Genomic DNA, 12466 nt, shown 5'->3' on the forward strand with positions numbered 1-12466 from the left:
GGGGCGGCCGTGAACCGCGGCCGCGGCCGGGCCCGTAGGTCCGGTCGGGAAGTGGGGAGGCCCGGCCGGGTGCGTGACGGCGCACCCGGGCGGGCACATTCATGGGGGCCCGGAGGGCCCTAGACCAGGCTGTCCCGCCAGGCCCGGTGGAGGGCGGCGAAACGGCCGGAGCCGTCGATCAGCTCCTGTGGGGAGCCATCTTCCACGATCCGGCCCTGATCCATCACCAGGACACGGTCGGCGATCTCCACGGTGGAGAGCCGGTGGGCGATGATCACCGCCGTCCGGCCGGCCAGCACGGTGCGCATCGCCCGCTGCACGGCCTGCTCCCCGGGGACGTCCAGCGAGCTGGTCGCCTCGTCCAGGATCAGCACCGCCGGGTCGGCCAGCAGGGCGCGGGCGAAGGCCACCAGCTGGCGCTGGCCGGCCGAGATCCGGCCGCCGCGCTTGCGCACGTCGGTGTCGAAGCCGTCCGGCAGGGCGGCGATGAACCCGTACGCGCCGATGTCGCGGGCGGCCTGCTCGACCTCCGCGCGGGTGGCGCCGGGGCGGCCGATCGCGATGTTCTCGGCGACGGTGCCGGAGAACAGGAAGGACTCCTGGGTGACCATCACCACCCCGCGCCGCAGCTCGGGGGTGGCCAGGTCGCGCAGCTCCACGCCGTCCAGCCGGATCCGGCCGTCGGTCGGGTCGTAGAAGCGGGCCAGCAGCTTGGCGACCGTCGACTTGCCCGCGCCGGTCGCGCCGACCACCGCCACCGTCTGCCCGGCCGGGATCGACAGGTCGAAGGGCGGCAGCACCTCCTTGCCGGTCCGGTAGGCGAAGCGGGTGCCCTCGAAGGCCACCGCCCGGCCCTTGCCGTCGGCCCGGGGCAGCTCGACGGGCTCGGCCGGCTCGGCGACGGTCGGCTCGTGTGCGAGCAGGCCGGAGATCTTCTCCAGGGCGGCGGCGGCCGACTGGTAGCTGTTCAGGAACATCGCCAGCTGGTCGATCGGGTCGAAGAGCCGGCGCAGGTAGAGCGCGAAGGCGGTGAGCACGCCCAGCTCCAGCGCGTCGTCCACGACCAGGTAGGCGCCGAGCAGCACCACGCCGGTGGTCCACAGGTTGGCGGTGGCGCGGGAGAGGCCGACGTAGCGGGCGATCTCCAGCAGGCCGTCCGCCGTCGCGGTGGCGGACTGCTGGTTGACCACGGCGAAGGCGGCGTCGTTGGCCTTCTCGCGGCGGAAGGCCTGCACCGGACGGATGCCGTTCATGGTCTCGGTGAAGCGGACGATCAGCGAGGCCGCCGAGGTGCGCGAGCGCCGGTAGACCCGGCGCGAGCGGTGGCGGAAGGAGCGGGCGATCAGGGCCAGCGGCAGGAAGGCCGCCAGCGAGACCAGGCCGAGCCGCCAGTCCAGCACCAGCAGCAGCACCGAGATGTAGCAGACCGACAGGAAGACCGTCAGCAGCTCCTGCAGGCCCTCGGAGAGCAGCTCGCGCAGCGCGTCGATGTCGCTGGTGGCGCGGGAGATGATCCGGCCCGAGGTGTAGCGCTCGTGGAAGTCCAGGCTGAGCCGCTGGGCGTGCCGGAAGATCCGGCCGCGCAGCTCCAGCACGATGTCCTGGTTGACCCGGGCGCTGATCTTGATGAACGCCCACTGCAGCACCGGGCTGAGCAGCGCGCAGAACAGGTAGGCCGCGACCACCGCGATCAGCGGGCCGGAGTCGTGCTCGCGCAGCGCCGGGATGCCGCGGTCCATCGCCACCGCGACCAGCAGCGGCCCGGACTGGAGCGCGGCCTGCTGGACCAGGATGATCACCATCGCGATGGTGATCCGGGCCCGGTGCGGGCCGAGCAGCGAGCGCAGCAGCGCCCGGGGAGCACCCGGCGGGACGGGGATGTCCTCCTCGTCGGCGGGAGGCGCGGGCAGCTCCTCCTCGGCCGGCTCGGCGGGCCCGGTCCGGACGGGTTCGGCGGTGGTGGTCATGCGTGCCCTCCATTCGACGCGAGGGAGCCCTCGGGCACCGGGGCGGCCTCGCCCGACATCAGTTCTCGGTAGTGCGCGCAGTCGCGCAGCAGCTCCTGGTGGGTGCCGACGGCCGCGATCCGGCCGTCGGCCAGCACCGCGACCCGGTCGGCGAGCAGCACGGTGCTGGGGCGGTGGGCGACGACCAGGGCGGTGGTGGTGCCGAGGACCTCGCGCAGCGCCCGCTCGACCAGGGCCTCGGTGTGCACGTCCAGGGCGGAGAGCGGGTCGTCCAGCACCAGGAAGGCCGGGTCGCCGACCACCGCGCGGGCCAGCGCGAGGCGCTGGCGCTGGCCGCCGGACAGGCTCAGCCCCTGCTCGCCGACCTCGGTGTCCGGGCCCTGCGGGAGCTTCTCGACGAAGCCGGCCTGGGCGGTGGCGAGGGCGGTGCGCAGCTGCTCCTCGCCGGCGCCCGGGGCGCCCATCAGGACGTTCTCCCGGACGGTGGCGGAGAACAGGGTGGGCTCCTCGAAGGCGACCGCGACGAGTTCGCGCAGCCGCTGCCGGGGCAGCTCGCGGACGTCCCGGCCGTCCAGCGTGATGGTGCCGGCGGTGGCGTCGTACAGCCGGGGGAGCAGGGCGGTGAGCGTGGTCTTGCCGCTGCCGGTGGCGCCGACCAGGGCCATCGTCTCGCCGCTGCGGACGTGCAGGTCGATGCCGGCCAGCAGGTCGGGGCTGTCCCCGGGGGCGTCGGGGTAGCGGAAGCGGACGCCGGTGAAGCGGATGCCGTCCGCGGCGGCGAGTTCGGCGGAGGTGCCCGGGTCCGGGGTCTCCGGCTCGTCCATCACTTCGAAGAAGCGGTCGGTGGCGGTGGCCGCGTCGTTGCCGTAGGCGAGCAGCCAGCCGAGCGACTCGACGGGCCAGCGCAGCGCGAGCGCGGTGGAGAGGAAGGCGACCAGGGTGCCGGCGCTCAGGCCGTCGTTCGCCACCAGGTAGGCGCCGACGGCGAGGGCGCAGCCCAGCGCGATCTCCGGCAGGCCGACGGTGATCGCCCACAGGTTGGCGAGCAGGTGCGCCTTGCGCAGCTCGGTGCGGCGCAGCTCCTGGGACTGGGCGCGGAAGCGCTCGGCCATCGAGCGGTGGCGGCCGAAGGCCTTGAGGATGCGGATGCCGAGGACGGACTCCTCGACCACGGTGGCGAGGTCCCCGTTCTGGTCCTGGGCGCGCCGGGTGGCGCCGGAGTAGCCGGTCTCGAACCGCCGGGTGACCACGAACAGCGGGACGACCGGGATCAGGGCGATCAGGGCGAGCCGCCAGTCCTGGGTGAACATCAGTACCGTGCCGGCCAGGAACATCACCGAGTTGACGATCAGGAAGACCAGCGGGAAGGCCAGGAACAGCCGCATGGTGTACATGTCGGCGGTGGCCCGGGAGAGCAACTGGCCGGAGCCCCAGCGGTCGTGGAAGGAGACCGGCAGCCGCTGGAGCTTGGCGAAGAGGTCCCCGCGCATCGCCGTCTCCAGCCCGGCCAGCGGGCGGGCCAGCACCACCCGGCGGGTGTAGAACAGCGCCGACTCGACCAGGCCGAGGATCAGCAGCAGGCCGACCAGGGGCCAGAGGCCGGCGAGGTCGCGCTCGGCGACCGGGCCGTCCACGATCCGGCCGAGGACCACCGGGACGGCGAGGGTGCTCAGCATGGCGAGCGTCGCGGCCGTCACCGAGACGGCCAGCCGGCCGCGGACGGCGCGGGCGTACGGCCACAGGCGCAGCAGGGAGCGGACCGCGGAGTGCCGCGGCCCGGGCCCGGTCCGGCCGGTTCCGTCGGGTTCGCCGGTTCTGCCGGGCTCCCCGGGGCCGTCGGTTCGGGGGCTTCCCTGGGGCGGGTTGTCGTGGTCCTGCCTGTTCTCGGCCATCGCGGTGAGGGTAGGCACAGAGCCCGTCACTTCTCATCCGGTTTTTCGCCCCTGTCGGTGCGGCCCGCCGAGAACCGGCCACCCGAATGGCCGGGTCGGGCGCCAAGGACGGGGGGCGCGCGCAGCCGTTCGTGCGGGGAGGAGTGCGCCGTGCGCCTCTTGCGAGCGCCCTGCTGATCGGCCGATGACACCTTCTGACGGATGCCTTTTGATGCGCGAGTGACAGGAGTGCACACATGACGGTCGAAACCGAACCCACCCCAGGGCCCGGCTCCGCAATCGTGCAGGTACGGGCCCAGCTCAGCCTCAGCACGACCGCGGCGCGGAACCTGGCGACGACGACCAAGTCGAAGCCGCAGATGCAGGAGATCACCTCCCGCTGGCTGCTGAGGATGCTGCCGTGGGTGCAGGTCAGCGCGGGCACCTACCGGGTCAACCGGCGGCTGAGCTTCGCCCCCGGGCAGGGCCGGGTGAGCTTCGCGAAGACCGGCTCCGCGGTGACGGTGATCGCCCCCTCGCTGGCCGAGGTTCCGGCGCTGCGCGGTTTCGAGGACGAGGAGGTGCTGGCCGAGATGGCCCGCCGGTTCGTGCAGCGGGACTTCGCGCAGGGCGACGTGCTGGTGCGGGAGGGGGAGCCGATCGAGGAGGTGTTCCTGATCGCACACGGCAAGGTGGACCGGATCGGCACCGGCAAGTACGGCGAGCAGACCGTGCTCGGCTCGCTCGCGGACGGCGACCACCTCGGCGACGAGGCGATCACCGAGGGCGGCGGCACCTGGCCGTACACCGTGCGGGCGAACACCTCCGGGGTCGCGATGACGCTGTCCTGGCCGGTGCTCCAGGAGCTGATCGGCCGCTCCGAGCCGCTGCGCGAGCAGCTGCTGGGCTTCGCCGCCGACGTCGCGCAGGCGCAGAACGAGCACGGCGAGGCGAGGATCGACCTCTCGGCCGGCCACCGGGGCGAGTACGAGCTGCCCGGCGCCTTCGTGGACTACGAGCTGAAGCCGCGCGAGTACGAGCTGAGCGTCGCGCAGACCGTGCTCAAGGTGCACACCCGGGTCGCGGACCTCTACAACCAGCCGATGAACCAGACCGAGGAGCAGCTGCGGCTGACCGTCGAGGCCCTGCGGGAGCGGCAGGAGCACGAGATCATCAACAACCCGGAGTTCGGCCTGCTCGGCAACGCCGACTTCGACCAGCGGATCCAGACCCGCGCCGGGGCGCCCACCCCGGACGACCTGGACGAGCTGCTGAGCATGCGCCGTGACACCGACTACCTGTTCGCCCACCCGCGGGCGATCGCGGCCTTCGAGCGGGAGTGCAACCGGGCCGGCGTCTACCCGTCCACCGTCGACGTCCTCGGCAAGCAGCGGCCGACCTGGCGCGGGGTGCCGATCTTCCCGTGCAACAAGATCCCGGTGTCCGGCCAGCAGACCACCGCGTTCATCGCGATGCGCGTCGGCGAGGACAACCAGGGCGTGGTCGGCCTCACCCAGGTCGGCATCCCGGACGAGCTGGAGCCGGGCCTGAACGTGCGGTTCATGGGCATCGACGAGAAGGCGATCGCCTCCTACCTGGTCAGCACCTACTACTCGGCGGCGGTGCTGGTGCCGGACGCGATCGGGGTGCTGGAGAACGTCGAGCTCGGGCACGCCCGCGGCTGAGCCCGAGCCCTCAGACGGCGGGCGCGCGCAGCAGCCGCAGCGAGCGTCCGCCGAGCACGACGGCGCCGCGCGGGCACGGTCCGTCCGGGCCCGCGGCGGTGTCGACCACCGTCTCCCAGCCGGCCGCCGTCTCCCGCCCGGCCGCCGTCTCCCGACCGGTCATCGCCTCCCGCCCGGCGGCCGGCGCCGCGCGGGGCTCGTCGGGCAGGGTGAACACCACCGGTTCGTGGCCCGCGTTGAGCAGCAGCAGGAAGCTGTCGTCGCTCAGCGGCAGTCCGGCCTCGTCCCGTTCGGACAGCGCGGTGCCGCAGAGCAGCATGCCGAGGCAGGCGGTCGGCGCGAACCAGTCGGCCTCGGTCATCTCGGTGCCCCGCGGGGTGAACCAGACGAGGTCGGGCCGGCCGCCGGGGGCGGTGGCGCGGCCGGAGAAGAACGCCCGGCGGCGCAGCACCGGGTGGGCCCGGCGCAGCCGGACCAGCCGGGCGGTGAGTTCGCACAGCTCCTGCCAGCCGGGCTGCTCCAGCAGCGACCAGTCCAGCCAGCCGACCTCGTTGTCCTGGCAGTAGGCGTTGTTGTTGCCGCCCTGGGTGCGGCCCAGCTCGTCGCCGGCGGTGATCATCGGGACGCCGGCGGAGAGCAGCAGGGTGGCCGTCAGGTTGCGCAGCTGGCGCAGGCGCAGGGAGTTGACCGCCGGGTCGGCGGTCTCGCCCTCGGCGCCGTGGTTCCAGGAGCGGTTGTCCTCGGTGCCGTCCCGGTTGTCCTCGCCGTTGGCCTCGTTGTGCTTGCGGTCGTAGGAGACCAGGTCGCGCAGGGTGAAACCGTCGTGCGCCGTCACGTAGTTGACCGAGGCGCCCGGGCGGCGGCCGGCCCGCTGGTAGAGGTCGGAGGAGCCGGAGAGGCGGTAGCCGAGCTCGCGCACGTCCGGGCGGGCGCCGCGCCAGAAGTCCCGGACGGTGTCGCGGTACTTGTCGTTCCACTCGGCCCACAGCGGGGGGAAGCCGCCGACCTGGTAGCCGCCCGGGCCCACGTCCCAGGGCTCGGCGATCAGCTTCACCCGGCTGAGCAGGGGGTCCTGGGCGACGGCGGCGAGGAAGGGGTGGTCCATGTCGACGGCGTCGCCGCCGTTCGGGCCGCCGCGGGCCAGCGCGGCGGCCAGGTCGAAGCGGAAGCCGTCCACGCCCATCTCGGCGACCCAGTAGCGCAGCGAGTCGGTGATCAGCCGGATCACCTGGGGGCGGCGGGTGTCCAGGGTGTTGCCGCAGCCGGTGTAGTCGGCGTAGCCGCGGGGGCGGTTGGGCGGGAGGCGGTAGTAGGCGGCGTTGTCGATGCCGCGCAGCGAGAGCGCCGGGCCGAGTGCGCCGCCCTCGGCGGTGTGGTTGAACACCACGTCCAGGATCACCTCGATCCCGGCGGCGTGCAGGGCGCGGACCATCCGCTTGAACTCGCCGACCTGGCCGCCGCGGGAGCCGGAGGCGGAGTAGCCGGCGTGCGGGGCGAAGTAGCCGATCGTGTTGTAGCCCCAGTAGTTGACCAGTCCGCGGGCCTGCAGGTGGTCCTCGCTGGCGTGCTGGTGCACCGGCAGCAGCTCGACGGCGGTCACCCCGAGGCGGGTGAGGTGGGCGACGGCGGCGGGGTGGGCGAGGCCGGCGTAGGTGCCGCGCAGCTGCGGCGGGACCTCGGGGTGGCGCATGGTGAAGCCGCGCACGTGCAGTTCGTAGAGCACCGTCTCGGCCCACGGGGTCCTCGGGCGGTGGTCGTCGGACCAGTCGTCGTCGTCGTGGACGACCACGGATCTGGGCACGTACGGCGCGGAGTCGCGGTTGTCCCGGACGGTGTCGGCGACGTCCGCCTCGGGCCAGTTGCGGACGGCGGAGCAGACGGCGTCGTGCGAGGTGTAACAGCCGTCCACGGCACGGGCGTACGGGTCGAGCAGCAGCTTGGCCGGGTTCCAGCGGGCGCCGGTCCACGGGTCCCAGCGGCCGTGCACGCGGAAGCCGTAGCGGGTGCCGGGGCGCACGCCGGGGAGGAAGCCGTGCCAGACCTGGACGTCCTGCTCGGTGAGGTGGTGCCGGCTCTCCCGGCCGTCCTCGTCGAACAGGCACAGCTCGACGGCCTCGGCGCCGGCCGCCCAGAGCGCGAAGTTGGTGCCCCGGCGGCCGCGCCGGTCGGTGCGGCAGCGGGCGCCGAGCGGCTGCCAGCTGCCGGGCCAGGGCGGTTCGGCGGTGCGGTGCGGACCGCCGACCGGCCGTACCCCGGCTTCCAGCTCCTGCCCTGACGCCATGGCCGCACCCTCCCTGGGCGGGGTGTCCCGGACCCCGTTCACCTTCTCCTTCCCGGATTGCGCAGATCGGAAGCCGTTGAACGGGGGCTTACCGGCGGATGGCGGCCAGGGTGGCGGGTTGACGGAACGGGGGGATTCCGGGGCGATCGGCGTGTCCCCGCGTCGATGCGCCTCGTTGTTCCCGGCGTCGGACGCGAACAGTGGGAGGGCCCCGGGATGCGGCGCCGAGGACGGGTGTGGGCGCGGGGCGCGGCGGCGGTGGCCTGCTGCCTGGCCGTCCTGACGGGTTGCGGCGGCGGTGGCTCCACGGCCGCGCCGGACGGGGACGCGGCCGCGGCCGGTGGGCGCACCGCGCCGGCGGCGCCGTCCCGGGCGGTGCTCACCGTGACGCCGGCCGACGGCGCGCAGGACGTGCAGCCGGAGGGCGCCGTCCGGGTGAACGCCGCGCAGGGCCGGCTGGTCTCCGTCCGGCTGGCCGACGCCAAGGGCACCGAGGTGCCCGGCACGATCGCCCCGGACGGCACCGGCTGGGCGCCGGACGGCCCGCTGCCGCTCGGCACCGCGTTCACCCTGGACTCCGTCGCCGAGGACGACCAGGGCCAGAAGGCGGCCCAGCACTCGGCGTTCACGACCGTCGCCCGGGCGCACACCTTCGTGGCCTTCTTCACCCCGGAGGACGGCTCCACGGTCGGCGTCGGCATGCCGGTCTCGCTGCGCTTCAGCCGTCCGATCACCGACCGGGCGGCGGTGGAGAAGGCCGTCCAGGTCGCCGCCGACCCGCCGGTGCCGGTGGCCGCGCACTGGTTCGGCGGCCAGCGGCTGGACTTCCGCCCGCAGCAGTACTGGGCGGCCGGCACCAGGGTCACGGTGGCGCTGCGGCTCAAGGACGTGCAGGGAGCGCCGGGGGAGTTCGGCACCCAGAGCCGGGACCTGCACTTCACCGTCGGCCGGGCGCAGGTCTCCACCGTCGACCTGGACGCCCACACCCTGACCGTCCGGGCCGGCCAGGGCGGCCCGGTGGTCCGGGTGCTCAAGGTCTCCGGCGGCAGCCGGGACCACTCCACCTACCGGGGCGTGATGGTGGTGTCGGAGAAGTACAAGGTGACCCGGATGGACTCGCAGACCGTCGGCATGGGCGACGAGTACGACATCAAGGACGTCCCGCACGCCATGCGGCTCACCACCTCCGGCACCTTCGTGCACGGCAACTACTGGGCGGACCAGAGGGTGTTCGGCGCCGCCAACACCAGCCACGGCTGCATCGGGCTGGCCGACGCCAAGGGCGGGGCGAGCAAGGACTCCCCGGCGGGCTGGCTGTTCGAGCACACCATCCCGGGGGACGTGCTGGAGGTGACGGCCTCGTCCGGGGACTTCGTGCCGCCGCAGAACGGGCTCAACGGCTGGAACGTGCCGTGGGAGCAGTGGGTGGCGGGGAGCGCGCTGCCGCAGGCGGCGTCGGTGGGGGCGGCCGAGTCCGGGGTTCCGTCGGCCGGGCTTCCGTCGGCCGCGGTGTCCGGGCCGGCCGGGCCGTCGGCCCTGGTGTCCGTTCCGGCCGTGCCGTCGTTCACGCCGTCCGTTCCGGCCGTGGCGTCCGTGCCGTAAGGGCCGTCCAGGGGCCCGAGGGGGCTTCCGTCCCGTTCCGTCCCGACTTCACGGCTGCTTCACACGCCGTCAACCCGACTCCCCTCAGCTTTCACTCGGAAGGCTTAGTTATCCTGCTCCGGCGCGTCCGGGGTCCGGCCGGAAAGATCGGCCGGACGGTGCAACTCATGGGGGCACTCAGCGCGTCAAGTGAGTGAATACCGGGAGGGGAGAAACCGTGAAGACGGGTAAGACGGCCGGCGCAGCGATACGCACCACCAACCGCTACGGGCGCAGGAGTGCGATGGCGCTGGTCATGGGAGGGGTGCTGCTGCTCACCGCCGCCTGCAATGACGACAAGGGCAGCGGTTCGGGTGGTTCGGGCGGTTCGGCGGCCGGCGGTGGGGCCTCGGCGTCGGCCGCGGCGGACGGGGGCGGGTCGGCCACGCCGAAGCCCTCGGCCGCGGTGCTCGCCGTCGAGCCGAAGGACGGTGCCCAGGACGTTCCGCCGAACGGGCTCCAGGTGTCCGTCTCCAACGGCAAGCTCACCACGGTCGAGGTGACCGACAAGGACGGAAAGCCGGTCGAGGGGGCGATCACCCCGGACGGTGCCGGCTGGAAGCCCGCGGGGGCGCTCGCGGTCGGCATGGCGTACAAGGTGAACGCGCAGGCGAAGGACGGCGAGGGCCTGGTGGCCGCGTCCACCACCTCGTTCACCACCCTGACGCCGGACAAGAAGATCGCCACCAACGACAACATCAGCGACGGCGCCACCTACGGCGTCGGCATGATCGTCTCGGTGAACTTCAACAAGGACGTCAAGAACAAGGACGCCGTCGTCAAGGGCATCAGCATCGAGTCCAGCAACGGCACCGTGGTCAAGGGCCACTGGTTCGGCGACCGCCGGGTGGACTTCCGCCCGGAGCAGTACTGGGCGCCGGGCACCAAGGTGACCGTCAAGTACCGGCTGAAGAACGTCGAGGTCGCGCCCGGCATCTACGGCGACGTGGACAAGGACGAGCCGTTCACCATCGGCCGGTCGATGATCTCCACCGCGGACGCCAAGTCGCACCAGATGACCGTCGAGCGGGACGGCCAGAGCGCCACCCTGCCGGTCACCCTGGGCGCGGACGCCACGCCGTCCTGGGGCGGGACGATGGTGGTCATGTCCAAGGAGAAGGTCACCCGGATGAACTCGCAGACCGTCGGTCTCGGCGGCGAGTACGACATCCAGGACGTGCCGCACGCGATGCGGCTGACCACCTCCGGCACCTTCGTGCACGGCAACTACTGGGCCAGCCCGTTCGGCAAGACCAACGCGAGCCACGGCTGCGTGTCGATGCAGGACGTGAAGGGCGGCAGCGACAGCTCGGTCGCGGGCAAGTTCTTCAACGACTCGATGATCGGCGACCCGATCAAGGTCGTGAACACCAAGGAGAAGACCGTCGCGCCCTCCAACGGGCTGGGCGGCTGGAACGTGGACTGGGCCAACTGGTAGGCCCTACCCGCCGGAGGGCCCGGATACCCGGGCCCTCCGGCGAGTCCTTCGCCGCGCGGCCCGATCCTCACCCGTTGGGGTCGGGCCGCCGCGGTTTCCGGGGCGACGAGCCCCACGCGTGGCGCAACCTTTCCGGTGGCCGGATGCGTGCAACCGGTCGGGTCCGTCGGGTCCACGGGGAGTTTCTCGGATCTTCTGAGGGAGGGAATCGACGTTGAGGTCGATACGCAGAGTGGTGGCGGTCGGTCTGGTCGGCGGGGCGATGACGCTGACGGCGGCCTGCGGCGGGGGCGGCGGGGGTACGGGGGGCAGCGCGGCCAAGGCCGATCTGGGGGCCGGCGCGGCCGCTGCCACGCCCGCGGCGACGGCGCCCGCGGCGGCGCCCACCAGCGCGGTGCCGAAGGTCTCCACGGCCGCCGTGAGCATCGAGCCCAAGGCCGGTTCGGTGGACGTGGCGCCGAACGCGCTCAGGATCGGCGCGACCGGGGGCAGGCTCACCACCGTCAAGGTGAGCGACAAGGCCGGAAAGGAGGTCCCCGGCACCATCTCCGCCGACGGCGCCTCCTGGACGCCCACGGCCGGCCTGGAGGTGGGCACCGCCTACCAGGTCAGCGCGATGGCCGCGGACGCGAACGGCGCGGTCGCCACGGCGGACAGCAGCTTCACCACGCTGACGCCGACGGCGCTCGTCAAGGCCTCCGACAACGTGGACAACGACGCCACGTACGGCGTCGGCATGATCGTCTCGGTGAACTTCGGCAAGGACGTCAAGAACAAGGACGAGGTCCTGCGGGGCATCACCTTCCAGACCGACAACGGCACCGTGGTCAAGGGCCACTGGTTCAACGACCGTCGGCTGGACTTCCGCCCGGAGCAGTACTGGGCGCCCGGGACCAAGGTGGTCGTGCACTACCGGCTCAAGAGCGTCGAGATCGCCCCGGGGGTGTACGGCGCGGACCGGGACGAGCCCTTCACGATCGGGCGGTCCCAGGTTTCGACGGTTGACGCCGCGGCACACAAGATGACGGTCGTACGGGACGGTGCGTCGAGCGACATCGACATCAGCGCCGGAGCACCCGAACACCCCACCTGGAACGGCACGATGGTGGTCATGTCCAAGGAGGGCGTGGTGCGGATGCAGTCCAGCACCCTGCCCGGGATGACCGGCGCGCCGTACGACCTCCAGGTCCCGCACTCGATGCGGCTCACCGACTCCGGCACGTACGTGCACGGCAACTACTGGAGCAGCAGCAGCACCTTCGGCGAGGACAACGTCAGCCACGGCTGCGTGGGCCTCAAGGACGTCGAGGGCGGCGGCGCCAACACCTCCATGGGCAAGTTCTACGACGGCTCGCTGGTCGGCGACGTGATGGTCGTGAAGAACTCGATCCGGAAGGAGACGCTCGACCCGGCGAACGGGCTGAGCGGTTGGAACATGCCGTGGAGCAACTGGTGACCGGCTGCTGAGGCGCGTGAGGGGTCAACCCGGGATTGACGGAAGTCGGCCCGGGTGACCCCTTCTTGCTTCCGGCATATGCCGACTCGCGGAGATCGTTTGCTCATTGTCCGTACGCGGCTGCTTG

7 protein-coding genes are annotated in these 12466 nt (G+C 72.7%); 4 read left to right on the forward strand and 3 right to left on the reverse strand.

Annotated features, from left to right (window positions below; genetic code table 11):
- Positions 1-119: 119 nt before the first annotated feature.
- Together ACFVGO_RS05965 and ACFVGO_RS05970 are read right to left on the reverse strand one after the other, a co-directional pair.
- Positions 120-1967, reverse strand: a complete 1848-nt coding sequence (locus ACFVGO_RS05965; RefSeq protein WP_359901418.1) for an ABC transporter ATP-binding protein — start codon at positions 1965-1967, stop codon at positions 120-122.
- The gene (locus tag ACFVGO_RS05970; RefSeq protein WP_380630932.1) at positions 1964-3859 is read right to left on the reverse strand and encodes an ABC transporter ATP-binding protein; all 1896 of its coding nucleotides are present in this window, start codon (positions 3857-3859) and stop codon (positions 1964-1966) included. Before ACFVGO_RS05970 ends, ACFVGO_RS05965 begins: the two co-directional genes overlap by 4 nt.
- 236 nt (positions 3860-4095) lie before the next feature.
- On the opposite strand from ACFVGO_RS05970, the gene ACFVGO_RS05975 reads away from it, so the two are divergent.
- A complete protein-coding gene (locus ACFVGO_RS05975) occupies positions 4096-5523 on the forward strand; it encodes a family 2B encapsulin nanocompartment shell protein (protein WP_380348692.1) in 1428 nt (475 codons plus the stop codon).
- A 10-nt stretch (positions 5524-5533) separates the two neighbouring features.
- Here ACFVGO_RS05975 and glgX read toward each other — a convergent pair whose 3' ends face one another.
- Positions 5534-7804, reverse strand: coding sequence for a glycogen debranching protein GlgX (glgX, locus tag ACFVGO_RS05980; protein ID WP_380630933.1), 2271 nt, complete (start codon positions 7802-7804; stop codon positions 5534-5536).
- Positions 7805-8020: 216 nt separating this feature from the next.
- Here glgX and ACFVGO_RS05985 point away from each other — a divergent pair, with 216 nt between their 5' ends.
- The 3 genes from ACFVGO_RS05985 (at position 8021) to ACFVGO_RS05995 (ending at position 12339) form a co-directional block, all read left to right on the forward strand.
- On the forward strand, positions 8021-9406 hold the full coding sequence (locus ACFVGO_RS05985) for an Ig-like domain-containing protein (RefSeq protein ID WP_359901429.1): 1386 nt from the start codon (positions 8021-8023) through the stop codon (positions 9404-9406).
- Between the two features lie 217 nt (positions 9407-9623).
- Positions 9624-10883, forward strand: a complete 1260-nt coding sequence (locus tag ACFVGO_RS05990) for an Ig-like domain-containing protein (RefSeq protein WP_359901431.1) — start codon at positions 9624-9626, stop codon at positions 10881-10883.
- Between the two features lie 214 nt (positions 10884-11097).
- Positions 11098-12339, forward strand: a complete 1242-nt coding sequence (locus tag ACFVGO_RS05995) for an Ig-like domain-containing protein (protein WP_359901434.1) — start codon at positions 11098-11100, stop codon at positions 12337-12339.
- Positions 12340-12466: the final 127 nt, after the last annotated feature.

Origin of the sequence: Kitasatospora sp. NPDC057738 (assembly GCF_042798815.1) — a bacterium.
Lineage (GTDB): Bacteria > Actinomycetota > Actinomycetes > Streptomycetales > Streptomycetaceae > Kitasatospora > Kitasatospora lactacystinica.